Genomic DNA, 16,967 nt, shown 5'->3' on the forward strand with positions numbered 1-16,967 from the left:
TGTGGTCCTAACTGGGGTGTGCGCCGGTCTGGGCGAGGTAGGCGTCGAGGGTGGCACTGCGGTGGAGGCGGGCGGCGCGTTCGATGTCTGCGGCGTCAGCTCCGGATTCGATGAGTTGGAGGAGTGCCTCGTGTTCCTCGACCGATTCATGGGCGCGGCCGGGGACGAAGCGGAAGGTCGAGGAACGCATCGAGGCCAGGCGTCCCCAGCCCCGGTGCACGAGGTTCAGGATGTGGGGGTTCGGGCAGTTCTCGAACAGGACGCTGTGGAAGTCCTTGTTCAACAGGGTGAAGCGCGGCGGGTCGAAGTGCTGCAGGCATTCGCGCATCTCCTCGTTGACCGCGCGGGCCCGGGCGATGTCTGCCGGGCCGATCAGGGGGGAGGAGAGAGCAGTCGCCGCTCCCTCGACGATGCTCAGGGTCTGCATCGTGTAGAGGTATTCGATCGGGTCGATACCGGCCACGGTCGCGCCGACGTTCCGCTCGAAGGTCACGAGTCCTTCCGCTTCGAGTCTCCTGATGGCCTCGCGGACGGGCACCACGCTGATGCCGAGCTCCTCGGCGATCTTCGCCAGGACCAGGCGGAATCCCGGGGAGTACGTGCCGTCGGCGATGCGTGCCTTGACGGAGTTGTAGGCTCGTTCGGACTTGCTGCTCGTAGCCGTGCCCGCATCACCCATGAGCACTCCCGGCGTCCTGTTCCTCATAGCGGGCCCGCCATGCGGCGTTCATGGGGTAGAGGCCGTCCACCGAGTGCCCTTCCCGGACCATGCCGGCGATGAATTCCTCCTCGCGTTCCTGGGTCAGGGAATCCTCCGCGAGTTCCTCCGCAAGGGCCGGTGGGATGACGAGGATGCCGTCGGCGTCCGCGACGATGATGTCGCCGGGCTGGACGGTGGTGCCGCCGCAGGCGATGGTGATGTCGATGTCCCAGGGGATGTGGCGTCGGCCGAGCACGGCGGGGTGGGGGTTGGCGTAGTAGGTGGGGATCTCCATGGCGGCCACGGCAGCGAAGTCACGCACTCCGCCGTCTGTGATGATCGCAGCAGCACCGCGGACCTGGGCCCGGAGCGCGAGGATGTCCCCGATCGTGCCCGTGCCCTTCTCCCCGCGTGCCTCCATCACGAGGATCTCGCCCTCGTTGACCGAGTCGACGGCCCGCTTCTGCGCGTTGTAGCCCCCGCCGTGTGCCTGGAAGAGGTCTTCACGATTGGGGACGTACCGCAGTGTGCGCGCTAGGCCCACCACGCGGCGGTCGGGGCGGGTCGAGGTGAGGCCGTCGATGCTGACGTTGTTCAGCCCACGTTTGCGCAGCTGCGAGGAGAGCGTCGCCGTGGCAACCCTCTCCAGCTTTTCCTTCAGCTCGGGGGTCAGCGCCGAGGTGCGGGGGGAAAGTCCGGCAGCTTCCGGGGAACCGTAGGCTTCCTCGCGCTGCACGTCGTCGGCTTTCGGTTGGGCGCCGAAGCCCTCGAGCGGTCGTGTGCCGTCGGTCATCCGGGTTGCGAGGCGACCCGTGGCGAGCCGACCGTCCGTGGTCGTCACCTCGACCTCGACGACGTCGCCCGGCACGGCGACCGACGCGCCGGCCGGGGTGCCGGTGAGGATGATATCGCCGGTCTCGAGCGTCAGGAGCTGGGACAGGTCGGCGACGAGCCGCGCGAAAGGAAACAGCAGATCCGCGGTGGTGTCGTCCTGGACCGGGGCGCCGTTGTGCCAGGTGCGGATGCGCAGCGCAGCAGGATCAACCTCGTCCGCGGGAATCAGCCCCGGTCCTACGGGCGTGAAGCCGTCTCCGCCCTTCGAGCGGAGGTTGGAGCCCTTGTCTGCGTACCGGAGGTCGTACACCCCGAGGTCGTTGCCCGCCGTCACCCAGGCCACGTGCTTCCAGGCATCCGAGATGGATACCCGGCGCGCAGGGGTTCCGATTATCAGTGCGATCTCGCCCTCGAAAGCGAGCAGCTCACAGCCCGCCGGCCGCTCCACCGCCAGGTCGGTCAGGGCGAGGGACGACGACGGCTTCAGGAAGTAGGACGGCTGCTGGGGTGTGCGTCCGCGCTGTGCGGCCCGGCTGGGGTAATTGATGTGCACGGCGATGACCTTACCGGCCGCCCGGAGGCCGCTGCTGTCGAGGAGCTTCATTGTCATCCCATGTCCCTACCGCATCGTATACAAGATTGTATACGAAGAGTACGGGACGTGACGTTCTTCTTCAAGGGCGACCTGAGCGCCGGTACTGCCCGCCCGGCGCAGCTCGCCCGCCCCGGCGTGCTGGGGGCGGGCGAGCCGGCTTGGTTCCCCAGATCAGTCCGCCGCCAGGCCCGCGACAGGGGAGAGTCTCGCCGCGCGGCGGGCTGGCAGGACGGACGCCAGCAAGCCGGCCGCGACGGCGATCGCGAGCACTGCCCCGATCTGCCCCAGGGGGATCGACGGAGTAACGGACGCGATGCCACCGAGGGCCGACTGCGCCCCGAGCCAGCCGTACAGGACGCCGAGGCCCGAGCCGAGGAGGGCAGCCACTCCGGCGATCAGCACGGCCTCGACGGCGAGCATCCCGCGCAGCTGCCCACGGGTCAGCCCGAGCGCTCGCAGCAGGGAATTCTCCCGGCGCCGCTCGAGGACCGAGAGGGACAGCGTGTTGGCCACGCCGATGAGCGCGATCAGCACGGCGACGGCGAGCAGGGCCGTGACGATCAGCAGCATCACGTCGATGATCTGGTTGTACGCGAGCCGCTCGATCGCCGCCCCCGTCACGTTGTACTCCGAGATGCCGGTGGCGGCCACGATCTGCGACTGCACCTCGGCGACCCCGTTCCCGTCCAGGCCGTCGTCGAGCTTCAGCCACACCGTGGCCCCGAGGTAGGCGGACAGGCTCTCACCGGTGATGCCGGGTCCGGTGTCGTCGGTATCGCCGAGATAACTGGCGAGGGCGTCCGGCGGAGTCCCGCCGAGTCGCTCCGCCGTCGCCGTGGTGATGAGGGGTTGGAAGAAGCCCGCATCGGTCGCGACGACCGGCAGGTCCGCCGGACCGTTCCCGCCCTCGAGGGTCACCTGGTCCTGCTCCCAGGTCTGCGGTGCCAGGACCATTCCGTCCGTCAGTTCGACGCCGGAGAGCCTGAGGACCTGTGCGAGCTGGACGGGGTCGGCGGCGTAGACCAGCCATGCGCCGTCCTCGGGGCTGGTCAGCATGACGGGGGTGATCTCGACGGCGCTCTCCACACCGTCGATGGCGAGGAGCGTCGGTTCGTCGACGGGCGATGCCGCCGGCGTGTCACCCGCCGAGAGGGTTCCCGGGCCGCTGACCTGGAGGTCGACGGCGTAGTTCTCGTCGAGTTCGCGATCGAAGGTGGTGCGCGCGGTCTGTGCGCCGACCATCATCATGGTCACGAGGGTGACGCCGACCATCAGGGCGGCCGAGGAGGCGGTGGTGCGGCCAGGGTTGCGGATCGCGTTCACCGACGCGAGGTTGCCCGGAACGCCCAGGGGGCGGGCGATCCGCCCGATCGCGGCGACACTCGCCGGGACGAAGAACGGCGCGAGGAGGATGATCCCGAGGAACGAGACGGCTCCGCCCGCGACGGCCGGGAGGATCGCCGAGGTCGCAGCTCCGAACGCCAGGAGCACGACGCCGACGGCGAGGGCCGCGAGCCCGGCACCGAGCCGCATCCGGCCGCTCCGGGTGCCCGCGGCCGGCGGCTCCGTGGGTCGGAGCGCTGCCAGCGGTGCTACGCGGGTGGCCGCCCGTGCCGGAACGAGCGCTGCGAGGAGGGTCATCAGGATACCCACCGAGAGGGCGATCAGGACGGCTGACGCTGGGACCGCCAGGGTGGCGAAGGAGCCGAACTCGGTCTGCCTCGCGAGCCCCACGAGCGCAGCCATGACGCCGACGGCGAGGAGTACGCCGAGGACGGACGACACGAGTCCCACGAGCGCCGCTTCGACCAGGACCGACGCCCGCACCTGCCTCCGTTCGGCGCCGATGCACCGCAGCAGGGCGAGTTCCCGCGTGCGCTGGGCGACGAGGACGGAGAAGGTGTTGGAGATGACGAGGCCGGCCACGATCACGGCGACCGCGGCGAAGGCGAGCAGGATCCCGGTGAGGAGATCGCTGCCGTTCGAGAGCATTGCGACGTCCGCCGTCGTCTGCTCGCCGGCGGTGCGCACCGTCAGGGCGCCTGCTCCGTCGACGGACGGGGTGGCGGCAGCGACAGCCGTGGTCGCCGCGTCACGCGTCGCTCCCGCATCGGCGCCGGGGGCGAGGCTGAGCTGGACGTTGCGGACATAGGTCTCTCCGCCGCTGAGGGCGCGGATGATGGTCGGCGAGGCAAGGACCTGGACGGCGCCCGAAAGACCCGGGTCGGCGCTGGGTGCCATGAGTCCGGTCACCGTGAGGGCGTTCCCGAGCGATGTCGCGTCGGGGCCGGCAGCCGACGCCGCGGCATCATCGATGGCGACGGTGTCACCCGGGACGACTCCGAGCCGTTCAGCGGACGTCTCGTCGAGCACGACCTCGCCCGGCGCCCGGGGTGCGGAACCGCTGGTGATCACCGCACCCTCGAGTTCCGGCGGGGCCACCGACGTGAGGACCGCGTACGACGTCTCGGAGCCGGTGGTCAGCTGGGTGAAGGAGCGTTCGAGTCCGTAGACGGCGTCGACACCGGGAAGGGAGCCGAGCGATTCGACGGCGTCGGCCGGAACCCCTGAGCCGTCGTCGGCCGTCACCACCAGATCCGCCGTCGCGTAGGACGCGCCGACGCTCTGCCGGAGGCTCGCATTGGTGGTGGCGCCGACCATGAGGGTCGCCGCGAGGAAGGCGACGCCGAGCATCACCGCGAGGCCGACGGCGATGAAGCGGCGTGCATGGACGCGCACCTGGGCGAGGGCTACCTGCAGCACGTCAGGCCCCCAGCGTGGCGAGGGCGCCGAGGATCGCCTCGGGGGTGGACTGCTGGAGTTCGCCGACAAGGGCGCCGTCCTTCATGAGGACGACGCGGTCGGCATAGGACGCGGCCACGGGATCGTGGGTGACCATGATGATGCTCTGGCCCATCTCGCGGCAGCTGCGCCTGAGGAGGGAGAGCACTTCCGCGCCCGTGGTCGAGTCGAGGTTGCCGGTCGGCTCGTCACCGAAGATCACATCGGGCCGCGTGAGGAGGGCCCGCGCGACGGCGACCCGCTGCTGCTGTCCGCCGGAGAGTTCATGGGGGCGGTGGGAGAGGCGGTCCGTCAGCCCGAGCGTGGAGGCGATCTGCTGCAGCCACGCCGAGTCCACCTTCCCTCCGGCCAGCGCGACCGGCAGGGTGATGTTCTGTTCGGCGGTCAGGGTGGGCACCAGATTGAAGGCCTGGAACACGAATCCCACGTGCTCGCGTCGAAGCCGGGTGAGATCCGCGTCGGCCAGGCCGGTGATGTCCGTCCCGCCGATCCAGAGCCTGCCGGCATCCACGCTGTCCAGTCCCGCGAGACAGTGCATCAGCGTGGACTTGCCGGACCCGGACGGCCCCATGATCGCCGTGAAGCGCCCCTTCTCGAAGTCGAGGGAGACATCCCTCAGTGCGTGCACGGCCGTCTCACCCCGGCCGTAGTGCTTGGACACATTGCGCGCAGAGACGGCGGTGTTCGTCGGAACGGGGGTATCGGCCGGGCTGCCCGGGAGATTCACAGGAGAATTCGTGGAAATGGTCATGAGTCCACGCTAAAGAGGCGCACGGCCCGGCGAATCAGTACCAGGTTCCGGGTCTGCCGGGCGGAGGTCATCCCGCGGTATGAGCAGTGGCCCGCATCGGTCGCGCTCGGAGAGCCGCCCGCGCTGAACCGGGTGCAGCCCTACCGCCCGGCTGCCTCCGCCGTCGTCGTGCTCCCTGATCCGGCGTCGGAGGGCCGGAGGCTCCACGCTGCGAGGACGGCGGCGCCGACCATGAGCAGCGCGGCGATGCCGGAGGTGACCGCCACGCCGCTGTCGAACGCGTGGAAGGCGGAGTCGCGCAGCGCGGATGCGCCGGTCGCCCCGAGCTGGGTGGCCACCTCGACCGCACCACCGAGTGTCTCCGTGGCCGATTCCGCCTGGGCGGAACTGAGGCCCGCAGGGAGCAGGAGGTCCCGCTGGTAGGAGGCGAGCAGGATGCTGCCCAGCACGGCCGTCCCGAGGACGGAGCCCACCTCGTAGGCGGTCTCCGACACGGCGGAGGCCGCGCCGGCCTTCGCCGCGGGGACGGTGGAGAGGATGAGGTCGTTGGAGACCGTCTCGGATGCCCCCACCCCGACGCCGAGGACGACGAACGCCACCATGAGGAAGGTTGCGCTGCCGCCCTCACCGAGCAGTGCGATCATCGCGTAGGCGACGGCCGAGAACAGCAGGGACACAGGGACCACCACGTGCGGCGGCACGCGACGGGCGAGCGGGACGACGGCGAGTCCGGCGATGATCGTCACGAGGAGGCCGGGGAGAAGCACGAGGCCGGCATCGAGCGGACTGTAGCCGAGGACGAGCTGGAGGTGCTGCGACACGAAGAACAGGAACCCGACGAGCGAGAAGATCGCGAGGAGGTTCACCAGGACGGCGCCGGAGAAGGCGCGCACCGTGAACAGGCGGACGTCCAGCATGGGGTCACGCCGCTGCAGCTGACGCGTCACGAAGGCGGTCCCGGCAGCGATGCCGATGAAGGCGGCCGTGACCGAGACCAGGAGCGGCCCGCCCTTGGCGAAGTCCTTGATGGCGTAGACGATCGGGAGCATGGTGGCGATGGACAGGATGATGCCGGCGTAGTCCACGCGTCCGGGGTTGGCGTCCCTCGACTCGGGCACGATCGCGGGCGTCAGGGCGAGCATGAGCGCCAGGACGGGAACGGCGAGGAGGAACACCGATCCCCACCAGAAGTGTTCCAGGAGGATCCCGCCGAGCAGAGGACCGAGCGCGGCGCCGGCCGAGAACCCGGCGGCCCAGACGGCGATGGCGATGCGCCGCTGGTTGCGGTCGGTGAAGATGTTGCGGATCAGGGAGAGCGTGGAGGGCATGAGCATCGCGCCGAAGACGCCGAGTCCCACGCGGGAGGCGAGGAGGTGGCCCGCCGTCGGCGCGAAGGCGGCGGCGACGGAGAACAGGGCGAAACCCGCCGCGCCGATCATGAGCATCCGGCGCCGGCCGAAGCGGTCGCCGAAACTGCCCATCGCCACGAGCAGGCCGGCGAGTACCAACGGATAGCTGTCGACTATCCAGAGCAGCATGGTGCCGCTGGTGGCGAAATGACGCGAGATCTCGGGGAGGGTGAAGCTCAGCACCGTGTTGTCGACGGAGACCAGGAGCACGGGCAGCATCAGCACGGCCAGCGAGAACCAGGCGCGGCGGTCCGCCCCGGGAGCGGTCGGGCGGGGGGAGGACTGAACGGCACGCGGGTTCACCCCGGACCGACGTGCTGAAGAGGATGTCGTGGTCATGCTTCAAAGCTATACCGTCCAGCCGGTACAGTACAACAAACGTGACGGGTATCATCGGGAGGTGTCCAGTTCCCGTGAGCGCATCCTCGACAGCTTCGAAAACGCGCTGATCCGCGATGGTGAGAGGGCTGCCACCATGGAGGCCGTCGCGGCGGCCGCCGACGTCTCCAAGGGTGGGCTCCTCTACCACTTCCCGTCCAAGGAAGCGCTCGTGGAAGGGCTCGCGGCACGCCTGCTCGCCCTCGCCGAACGAGACCGCGAGGCCATGACGCAGGCTCCCGATGGAGCGGCCCGGTACTACGTGCGGACCTCGGTGTTCGAGGACAGTCCCCTTGATCGTGCCCTCGTCTCGATGGCACGCCTTGCGCAGCAGGGGCACCCGACGGCGAAAGGCGCCCTCGCCGAGATCCAGGAACGGTGGCTCGACGCCCTCGAGGCGCAGCTCGGCGACCGCACCACGGCTCGCGCCGTGAAGCTCCTCGGGGACGGCCTGTACTACGACGCCGCTTTCTTCGCCTCGGCAGGATCCGGTCGTGGCGGCGAGGAGGAGACCGCCCGACTTCTGGACGTCGTCGATCTCATCGTCAGTGCCGGTGCCGGTGGAGCCGTCGGGCCCTGAGCTGCGGTCCGCCGACTTACCGCCGGTCGCACGGCGGGACCGGCCTGTGGGCCACTAGGGTGATCCGTGCACGCTCTTTCCGATGTACGGCAGCACAGGGGACGATCGCATGATTCATGGATTCCGGGATTTCATCCTGCGCGGCAACGTGATCGAGCTGGCCATCGCGGTGGTCATCGGCAGTGCCTTCACCGCGCTCGTCGGAGCGTTCACCACGAACATCATCAGCCCGGTGCTCGCCGCGGCCGGAGGCGTCGACGCTTCCGGCTGGGGGTTCCCGGTCCGGCCGGGCAATGACGCCACCTTCGTGGACATCGGGGCGCTGGTCACGGCTATCATCACGTTCCTCATCACCGCGGCGGTCGTGTACTTCCTCTTCGTGGTGCCGATGAACCGTGCCAACGCCCGGCTGCGCTCGCTCTCCGCATCCCAGGAGCCGGAGGAGGAGCCGACCCCCGTGGACATCGCCCTGCTCACCGAGATGCGGGATCTCCTGAAGGAGATCTCAGCCAGGGACGCACGCCCGTGACCGGCGCGGCGGCGCTCGCAGGAGGCTCGAGCCGGCCGGTTCAGCTGCGCGCAGGCGTGCGTCTCGGCGTCGTCGCCATCGTGGCGCTCGCCGTCGTCGCCACCTTCCTGGACACGGCGTCGCGGGCCGCCGTCAATCCGTTCAACTTCTTCGGGTTCTTCACCATGCAGAGCAACATCATGGCTGCGGCCGTCCTGCTGGCCACAGCGGTGCTGCAGGTGCGCGGCGCGGGGGGCCCGGCATGGCTCGCGCCCGTCCGGGCGGCCACGACCACCTACATGTTCGTGGTCGGGGTGGTCTACAACCTGTTGCTCGCCGGGCTGGCCGGCGGAGTGGAACTCGCCTGGGCCAACTGGGTCCTGCACGTGGCCTTCCCGGTCTACGCCGTCCTGGACTGGATGGTCGCAGCCGATCGGAGGCCGTTGTCCTACCGCGTCATCCGGCTGATCCTCGTGTACCCACTGGTCTGGGCCGTCGTGGTCCTCATTCGGGGGGCCACCGATGGCTGGGTGCCGTACCCGTTCCTCGACCCGGCCTCCGGCTACGCATCGGTGCTGGCCCATGTGCTCGGCATCGCCGTGGCCTTCGCGGCTTTCGGTGCGCTCATCATCCTCGTCAGCCGGCGGGTCCCGCCCCTCGGGCCCGTCCTGGGGCAGCGTCGGGCGACGCTGCGCGACGGGACCTGAAGAGCCCTCATCGTCTCGTGTCCGCGAGGTCGGAAGTGGACGGCCCTTCGAGGAGCTTTCCGTCCGCGGTGAACCGTGAGCCGTGCAACGGGCAGTCCCAGGACCGCTCGGCATCGTTCCACGTGAGAATGCCCTTGAGGTGCGGGCACACGGCGGACACCCGGTGCTGGACGCCGTCGACCGTGCAGATGCCGACCGGCCTCGCGCCCTCGCGGACCACGCGGCCCTCTCCTTCTCCGGGTGCCGAGGCGCCGCTCTTCGCCAGTCCGGACAGCCACCCGGTCACCATCTCCATGCCCACCATCGCATTGGTCTGTGCTGTCTGCAGGGCGTCCGCCGGGCTGACCCGCGTGCGGTAGAGCGTGCCGGCCCACGGCATGTTGCCGCCGAGGATCTCGCTCGACAGGGCGAGCGATGCGGCCACGGCGTTGGTCATGCCCCACTTGTTGTAGCCGGTGGCCGCGTAGATGTGTCCACCTCCCGCCGGGACCTTCCCGACGTAGGGGACCGCGGCCGCGGGCGCGTAGTCCTGGGCCGACCAGGCGAAGGCGGGCGTCGCCGTCGGGAAGTACTCCTGCGCCCAGCGCGTCAGGTCGTCCACCCTGGACTGCGTGTTCGAACTGTGGCCCACCTTGTGTCCGTTGCCGCCGACGATCAGGTACTTCGCGCCGTTCACGACGGCGGTCCGCAGGGACCTGGTGGGTGAATCGGCGCTCAGGTACATGTCTTCGGGGACGGCGTCATGAACCGTCAGCGCCACGCAGTACGAGCGCATGGGCTGCAGCACGGCGAAGTATCCGCCGCGGTCGAGGATGGGGATTCCGCTGGCCAGCACCACGTTCGACGCGGAGACCGGCCCCGCGGTCGTGGCCAGCTCGACCCCGGCGGATCCGGTCTTGACCACTCCCTGGGCGCGGACGCCCTCCACGAGCACCCCGCCGTGCCGCCTGAACTCCGAGGCGAGGCCCGCGAGGACCTCGAGCGGGTGGAACTGCGCCTGGTCCTTGAGTCGCAGTGTTTTCCGCACGGGGAACGGCAGGGTGGCGGCGCTTCCGAGCTGGGTGTCCAGCCCGGCCTCCGTGCAGGCCTCGTGCTCGGCGACGAGCAGTCGCGCTCCGGTGTCCGTGGTCGCGTAGTCGACGGCGTCGCGCCTGTCGTAGGCGATGCCGTGCTCGTCGCAGAATCGCAGGAGCCAGCTCTGGCCCTCCCTGTTGCCCATGACGTAGGCACGGGCGAGCTCTGCGTCGTGATGCTTGAGGATGGTCGAGATCGTGGTGCCCTGGAGGAGGGAGAGCTTCGCCGTCGTGTTGCCCGTGGTGACCGCTCCCGTGGTCCGGGCCTCGAGAACCGCCACACGGTGACCGGCCCGCGCCAGCAGCAGCGCGGTCGTCAGTCCGGTCAGGCCGGCTCCCACCACGACGGAGTCGAAGGCGCTCCCCGCCGGCAGGGAGTCCGACGGGATGGACGGAGCGGTATCGAGCCAGAGCGATCTCATGAGGGGTCCCTTCAGAGCTGATCGGTGTTTCCACCGAACCACTAAGCCTACTTACAGTCAAGCATTCCGGGACCTGTCGGAAGCGGGCGCTACCGTGGCGTCCATCGACCGCCCACCGCCAGGAAGGTACCGCCGTGCATGTGCAGCTCGTCCTCCCGCACCAGCTCTTCGAGGAGCACCTGGAGGCGCCTGAGGGCACGCTCTTCGTGTTCCTCGAGGACGACCTCCTGTTCCGCAGCCTCCGGTTCCACCAGCAGAAACTCGTCCTGCACCGTGCCGCCATGACCATCTTCGCCGGCAGGATCGGGGCTGCCGGGTACGGCGTGCGCTATGTGGAAACCTCGGCGGAGACCCCCAGCCAGGAGCAACTCCTCGCCGTTCTGGTCGAATGCGAGGCGACGGCCGTCAGCTATTTCGACGTCGTGGACGACTGGCTCGACCGGCGCCTCACCCGGACCCTCGCTGCTGCCGGTGTCGAGACCAGCGTGCTCGAGACGCCGCAGTTCATCACGCCCCAGGAGGTCGTCGCCACCTACTTCGCCTCGCACAACTGGCGCATGCAGACGTTCTACGAATGGCAGCGCAAGCGGCTCGGCATCATGGTGGAGCCCGACGGGTCCCCGGAAGGCGGCCGCTGGAGCTTCGACACAGAGAACCGCAAGAAACTGCCGAAGCGGATCGTGCTGCCGGACCTCCCGCAGTTCGAGCGTCTCCCGGAGGTCGAGGACGCGATCGACTGGGTGCGGAGGGAGTTCCCGGACAATCCGGGGAACGCGGGGTCCTTCAACTGGCCCGTGACGCATCGCCAGGCATTCGACGCCCTCGAAGCATTCCTCGCGGAACGCTTCGAGCTGTTCGGGCCCTACGAGGACTCGATCGCCGTCGGGCAGACCTGGCTCTTCCACTCGGCCTTGAGTTCCAGCATGAATTCGGGGCTGCTCAATCCGACCGAGGTGGTGGACCTCGCCCTGGATTTCGCCGGCCGGCACGGTACGCCGATCGCCAGCGTGGAGGGATTCATCCGCCAGGTGATCGGCTGGCGCGAGTACATCCGGGCATCCTACGTACTGCGTGGGCGCGAGATGCGTGTGGGCAATACTCTCGGCTTCACGGCGGATCTCGACGAGCGCTGGTGGACCGGAGACACGGGGCTCGAGCCCGTCGATTCCGTGATCACGCGCATCCTCGACACGGCCTATGCGCACCATATCGAGCGGCTCATGATCCTCGGCAACGCGGCCCTGCTGATGCGCGCCCGGCCCGACGCCGTCTACGAGTGGTTCATGGAGATGTTCATCGACGCCTACGACTGGGTGATGGTGCCCAACGTCTACGCGATGAGTCAGTACGCCGCCGGCACCATGATCACCACGAAGCCCTACGTCAGCGGCAGCAACTACATCCGGAAGATGAGCGACTTCGGCGAGGGCCCGTGGCGGTTCAGCTGGGACGCGCTCTACTGGGAGTTCGTCGCCGACCACCGCGAGCTCTTTGCCCGCAACCCACGCTCGCGCATGAGCGTGAATCTGCTGGACAGGATGGACCCCGAACGGCGGACGTCCCTGCGCGGCGAGGCCGCCCGCTGGATCCCGGGCAGGGGGTCAGGATCGGCTGCGGGCAACGGCGGCGCAGGGGCCGGGAACGACGCCGGGCCGGAGCCGGCGCGGACGCCCACGAAGGCGCGCGCACCCCTCGAGGAGGAACCGTCGCCCGGGGAGCGGTCCGCGGTCGAGCGCCGGATGGTGGAGGCGAAGCCGATGACGGAGGCCACGCTGCCCGGCCTATAGTCTTCAAGCATGGAACAGAGAATTCTCGGAAGAACCGGCCGTCCCGTCTCCGTCGTCGGCCTCGGCACCTGGCAGCTCGGTGCGGACTGGGGCGAGGTGGAGGACAAGGACGCTGTCGCGGTGCTCGATGCAGCGGTCGAGGCGGGCGTGACCTTCTTCGACACGGCCGACGTCTACGGCGACGGCAGGAGCGAGGCGACGATCGGTGGCTTCCTAAAGGACAATCCCGACCTCGACGTCTTCGTGGGCACCAAGATGGGCCGCCGCGTGGACCAGACACCCGAGAACTACACGCTGTCGAACTTCCGGCAGTGGATCGACCGCTCGCGCACCAACCTCGGCGTCGATTCCCTCGACCTCGTGCAGCTCCACTGCCCGCCCACCGCCGTCTACAGCTCCGACGAGGTCTACGACGCCCTGGACACCCTCGTGGCCGACGGCGTCATCAGGAACTACGGCGTCAGTGTGGAGCGGACCGACGAGGCACTGGCGGCCATAGCCCGCGGCACCACCGCGAGCGTGCAGATCATCCTGAACGCGTTCCGCCTCAAGCCGCTCGACGAGGTCCTGCCGGCTGCGAAGGCTGCCGGCGTCGGGATCATCGCGCGGGTACCGCTCGCGTCGGGCCTGCTCTCCGGCAAGTACACGAAGGACACCGCCTTCGCCGAGGACGACCACCGGAACTACAACCGGAACGGTGCCGCCTTCGACGTCGGCGAGACCTTCTCCGGCGTCGACTACGAGACCGGACTGCAGGCAGCCCGTGAGTTCGCCGAGCTGGTGCCGGAGGGCATCACGACGGCGCAGGCCGCGCTCGCGTGGATCATCGCCCAGGACGGCCTCAGTACCGTCATCCCCGGTGCGCGCACCCCGGAGCAGGCGCGCTCCAACGCCGCCGCCGCCGGTTTCGTCGATCAGGCCGACGACATGAGCGACGCCGTCGCGGCCATCTACGACCGCCATTTCAGGGCCACCGTGCACCCGAAGTGGTAGGCGCGCGACCGGGGTCCGCCGATTGCACAAGGCGGGTTCCGGTCGACCCGGCCCTCGGCTAGGGTGGGGAACACCCACGTCAGACGGAGTTAGAGGACGTCTGTCATTGTTAGATCACCGACGAAGGAATCGACATGACTGAAAACACCTCAAGCGTTGGCGCCGGCGAGTCCCACACCATCCGCGACTGGACGGACCTCGCCGAGGAGATGTGGTCCTACCTGACGGGTCGGGGCGCAGCCATCAACTACACCCTCCAGGACATGACCATCGAGGTGCCGCGCGATATCGGCCCCGATGCACCGCGTGCCACCTGGAAGTTCAACGGAACGCTGCGCATCACCACGAGTGACAACGCTGCAAGCGGCTCCGATCCCTACACGGGCTGAGCCGACCCGAGCGACATGGCCTCATCACTCAGGCTCGACATTGACATCGACTTCTCCCTGGGAGAGCCGGCACTCGACGGTAAGCCGGAGGCTCGACTCTCAGGCACGGTGAAGGCTGCCGGCACCACCGTCGAGGTGTTCGTGGATGATCCCACCGCGTTCCGGGGCGACAATCTGCCCGGGATCGGCCAGGTGCGGACCATCGCGAAGGAGCTGGCGGATCGTGGGCTGGCGATCTCGGTGAGCGGGCCCAAGGGTCTGCTCGTCAGTATCGGCGCCGTGCAGTCGTCGATGACCCAGCGGCTCATCACCCGATCCCCGCACATCCGCCTCGGGTCTCCCGGGACCCTCGCGCCGCTGCTCGGGATCGGTCGCCGGGCGCTGGAGAAGGGCGATTCGCCGTCGCTCCTGCCGCCCGGTACCCCGTTCCCGCTGGTGCCGACGGTCAATCGGCGGATCAAGCGCACCATCACGACGACGCACTATCTGCCCGGGAGCGGCCGCCCGCGACTGATCTTCGTGCAGAACTCCGAGACGTGGAACGGCCAGGTGCCGAGGGAATTCGAACTCCTCGGCGACCGCACCACGATCGGCAGCGGCGATGAGGCCCTGCTCCAGCTCTCCGGCCTGGATGACCTCCACGCGGAGGTCATCCATACGGAGGACGACGAATACGTGCTGGTGCCCCACGGCGTCATCACGGGGAGCGTCAACGGCAAGGAGGAATCGATCCTCCGCACCGGCGCTCGCATCCAGCTCGGTGAATGGGCTCTGGCCTTCTTCCGGGAGGAGTACGCGGACCACGGGCGGCCCTTCGGTGGTCGCAACGGCGGCGAGCTCTCCTACCAGCGCCCGCAACGCAACCCGCGCACGGGCGCCACGGAGACGGACGGCTCGGAGGGCGTGGGCGACTTCCGCCGGAACCCGCGCTGATCGGACAGCACAGGGCCGGGCGGATCGTCACCGTGGAGCCGGCGAGAGGGGCCGCGCGGCATGGCGGATAGTGTGGAGCTCCTGCTGGAGCCGGCATCCGACCTGCAGTTGCTGGAGGACTGGGCGGCGCTCGAAGCCGCCGGGCTGCCCAATCAGTCGCGGCACCAGTCCTTCAGCAACGCACCGCACATCACGCTCGCCGCGGCCGCGCGCATCGACGACCGGTACGACGACGACCTCGCGGACGCCGCCGCGGGACCTGCCGTCGACCTGGTCACGGCCGGGTTCCTCGTCTTCCCCACGCGCCGCAGGTTCGTCCTCGCGCGGCAGGTCGTCGCGCACACCGAGCTGACGGCGCTGCACCGGCGCGTCTGGTTCGCCCTCGACGGAGTCCCGGAGGCCGTGCCCACCACCGTCAGGGGCGCCTGGACGCCGCACATCACCCTCGGCCATGGTCTCACCGCCGAGCAGCTCGCAACCGCTCTCGATGTCCTCAGGGGGCGTCCACCCGCGCGACTGACCGCCGGAATCGTGCGCCGGTGGGATGCCGGCGGAAAGCGCCTCATCCTGCTCGGTGGTGGTACCGCCGTGCTGTCAGCGGGCTCCGGCCCTCAGTGAAGCAGGGTGGACCAGCACACCCTGCGGTTCCCGGATCCACCAGAGGCCGGTGTCGCGTTTCTCCTGCCGGGTGGAGAAACGGTAGATGAAGACCCGTGCACGTATGTAGCGCGGCGGTGCGCCGTCGAACGGGTCGTCCCGCAGAAGTCCCAGGGTCTGAGGATCGGCCTGCAGGAGCTTCACGAGGAGCGGCGTGAACCATCCACGCTCCGAGCCGAGGGCGAGGAACCACATCATCCAGTCCAGCCGCAGGTGGTAGGGCGCGAACTGGCGCGGCCTCCGGGCCGGGTCACCCGGTTTGCCCTTGAACCCGTACTCCCGCCACTGCGCCCCGGGGCCCATGTCGTCGAGCGTTCCCTCGATCACCACCTCGTAGCGCACCTTGGTGACGCTGCCGAAGGCACCGTAGGCATTGCCGAGGTGCCATCGGTTGAAGCCGGCGTTCATGAGTTGGTGCCTGGCGAAGAGATTCAGGAGGGACGGCCAGCTCAGGTAGGCGAGCAGGAGCATTGCGAGGACGACGACGCCGGTGAACCAGGGAGGGGTCGGCGCGTAGGCGTCTCCCAGCGACAGGGCGGGAACCAGTGCGGAGTAGAAGGAATCGGGGACGGCGGCGAAAGCCAGGATGATCGTCAGGACGTTCAGCCAGGCGAAGTTGCCCGAGAGCACGAGCCAGCCCTGCGTGAGGATCATGACGAGGGCTGCGAAACCTGCAACGGGCTGGGGAGCGAACAGCAACCACGGCACCAGGAGCTGCGTCATGTGGTTCCCGGCGACCTCGACGCGGTGCAGGGGCTTCGGCAGGAGATGGAAGAACCTGCTGGCCGGGTTCGGCATCGGCTGGGTCTCGTGGTGGTAGTTCAGCGCGGTGAGATCCCGCCAGGAACGATCGCCCCGCATCTTGATCATCCCGGCTCCGAACTCCAGCCGGAAGACGAGCCAGCGGAGCATGAGGAGGACGAGGAAGGGCGGCGCTACCTCGTCCGAGCCGAGGAAGGCGACGATGAAGCCTGCCTCGAGGAGGAGGCTCTCCCAGCCGAAGCCGTAGAACACCTGCCCCACGTTCACGATCGACGTGTAGAGCCACCAGATGAGGAGGAACGCCACGAGCGGAAGCCAGGGTGGCCCCGCCTGCGGTCCGCCGAGTACCAGGGCCGCCGAGACCACCACGCCCGTCCAGCCGACGGCACGCAACCGGCGGTCGGTGTATCCGCGTCGGAAGAGGGTCGGTCCGGGGCGCCGCCCTGCACGCTCGAGATACTCCGGGACGGGTAACAGCCCCTTCTCCCCGAGCAGTGCGGGAAACTGGTTCAGGGCGGAAACGAACGCAACGAGGTACACGGCTGCGACCCCGCGCTGCACGATCTGCCGGCCCACCTCGTAGCCCTCGGCCGTCAGGGCCTCGCCCACCCAGTCCATGCTTCCAGCGTCCTGTTGTCCGCGAACCGACGTCAAGGAGGAGCCCGGGAGTATCGGTACGCATCACTG

General features: G+C 69.0%; 15 protein-coding genes. 8 read left to right on the forward strand and 7 right to left on the reverse strand.

The genetic code is table 11. The features are described from left to right. Positions 1-7: 7 nt before the first annotated feature. From FJV46_RS06390 to FJV46_RS06410, 5 genes are all read right to left on the reverse strand, one after another. Positions 8-706 carry a GntR family transcriptional regulator gene (locus FJV46_RS06390; RefSeq protein ID WP_232008520.1) on the reverse strand — a complete coding sequence of 233 codons (699 nt, stop codon included), beginning with the start codon at positions 704-706 and terminating at the stop codon, positions 8-10. Then, positions 672-2,138 (reverse strand): fumarylacetoacetate hydrolase family protein, encoded by a 1,467-nt coding sequence (locus FJV46_RS06395; RefSeq protein ID WP_087028851.1) that lies wholly within the window; start codon positions 2,136-2,138, stop codon positions 672-674. The genes FJV46_RS06390 and FJV46_RS06395 overlap by 35 nt, the downstream gene beginning before the upstream one ends. Before the next feature lie 162 nt (positions 2,139-2,300). Next, the gene (locus FJV46_RS06400; protein WP_087028849.1) at positions 2,301-4,892 is read right to left on the reverse strand and encodes an ABC transporter permease; all 2,592 of its coding nucleotides are present in this window, start codon (positions 4,890-4,892) and stop codon (positions 2,301-2,303) included. 1 nt (position 4,893) lies between these two features. After that, positions 4,894-5,682: an ABC transporter ATP-binding protein gene (locus tag FJV46_RS06405; RefSeq protein WP_087028847.1), complete on the reverse strand. Its 789-nt coding sequence runs from the start codon at positions 5,680-5,682 to the stop codon at positions 4,894-4,896. Between the two features lie 140 nt (positions 5,683-5,822). Next, a complete protein-coding gene (locus tag FJV46_RS06410) occupies positions 5,823-7,430 on the reverse strand; it encodes an MFS transporter (RefSeq protein ID WP_087028846.1) in 1,608 nt (535 codons plus the stop codon). Between the two features lie 61 nt (positions 7,431-7,491). Here FJV46_RS06410 and FJV46_RS06415 point away from each other — a divergent pair, with 61 nt between their 5' ends. The 3 genes from FJV46_RS06415 to FJV46_RS06425 all read left to right on the forward strand — a co-directional run bounded on the left by FJV46_RS06415 (position 7,492) and on the right by FJV46_RS06425 (position 9,264). Next, positions 7,492-8,049 (forward strand): TetR/AcrR family transcriptional regulator, encoded by a 558-nt coding sequence (locus tag FJV46_RS06415; RefSeq protein ID WP_087029350.1) that lies wholly within the window; start codon positions 7,492-7,494, stop codon positions 8,047-8,049. A 109-nt stretch (positions 8,050-8,158) separates the two neighbouring features. Further along, on the forward strand, positions 8,159-8,578 hold the full coding sequence (mscL, locus tag FJV46_RS06420; RefSeq protein WP_087029348.1) for a large conductance mechanosensitive channel protein MscL: 420 nt from the start codon (positions 8,159-8,161) through the stop codon (positions 8,576-8,578). Next, positions 8,575-9,264, forward strand: a complete 690-nt coding sequence (locus FJV46_RS06425; RefSeq protein WP_197715700.1) for a Pr6Pr family membrane protein — start codon at positions 8,575-8,577, stop codon at positions 9,262-9,264. Before mscL ends, FJV46_RS06425 begins: the two co-directional genes overlap by 4 nt. Positions 9,265-9,271: 7 nt before the next feature. On the opposite strand, the gene FJV46_RS06430 is transcribed toward FJV46_RS06425, so the two are convergent. Further along, a complete protein-coding gene (locus FJV46_RS06430; RefSeq protein WP_087028844.1) occupies positions 9,272-10,759 on the reverse strand; it encodes an FAD-dependent oxidoreductase in 1,488 nt (495 codons plus the stop codon). Positions 10,760-10,893: 134 nt separating this feature from the next. Here FJV46_RS06430 and FJV46_RS06435 point away from each other — a divergent pair, with 134 nt between their 5' ends. The 5 genes from FJV46_RS06435 (at position 10,894) to FJV46_RS06455 (ending at position 15,479) form a co-directional block, all read left to right on the forward strand. Next, on the forward strand, positions 10,894-12,546 hold the full coding sequence (locus tag FJV46_RS06435) for a cryptochrome/photolyase family protein (RefSeq protein WP_087028842.1): 1,653 nt from the start codon (positions 10,894-10,896) through the stop codon (positions 12,544-12,546). A gap of 9 nt (positions 12,547-12,555) precedes the next feature. Next, entirely contained in the window at positions 12,556-13,539 is a 984-nt protein-coding gene (locus tag FJV46_RS06440) for an aldo/keto reductase (protein ID WP_087028839.1), read from the forward strand. A gap of 134 nt (positions 13,540-13,673) precedes the next feature. Beyond that, on the forward strand, positions 13,674-13,928 hold the full coding sequence (locus FJV46_RS06445; protein WP_179195215.1) for a hypothetical protein: 255 nt from the start codon (positions 13,674-13,676) through the stop codon (positions 13,926-13,928). Positions 13,929-13,943: 15 nt separating this feature from the next. Further along, positions 13,944-14,861 (forward strand): FHA domain-containing protein, encoded by a 918-nt coding sequence (locus tag FJV46_RS06450; RefSeq protein WP_087028835.1) that lies wholly within the window; start codon positions 13,944-13,946, stop codon positions 14,859-14,861. A 60-nt stretch (positions 14,862-14,921) separates the two neighbouring features. Beyond that, positions 14,922-15,479 carry a 2'-5' RNA ligase family protein gene (locus FJV46_RS06455; RefSeq protein ID WP_087028833.1) on the forward strand — a complete coding sequence of 186 codons (558 nt, stop codon included), beginning with the start codon at positions 14,922-14,924 and terminating at the stop codon, positions 15,477-15,479. Here FJV46_RS06455 and FJV46_RS06460 read toward each other — a convergent pair. Beyond that, on the reverse strand, positions 15,456-16,898 hold the full coding sequence (locus FJV46_RS06460; protein ID WP_087028831.1) for a lipase maturation factor family protein: 1,443 nt from the start codon (positions 16,896-16,898) through the stop codon (positions 15,456-15,458). The two genes, FJV46_RS06455 and FJV46_RS06460, sit on opposite strands and share 24 nt — an antisense overlap. Positions 16,899-16,967: the final 69 nt, after the last annotated feature.

The organism is Arthrobacter agilis (assembly GCF_006494655.1).
In the GTDB taxonomy this organism is placed as follows: domain Bacteria; phylum Actinomycetota; class Actinomycetes; order Actinomycetales; family Micrococcaceae; genus Arthrobacter_D; species Arthrobacter_D agilis.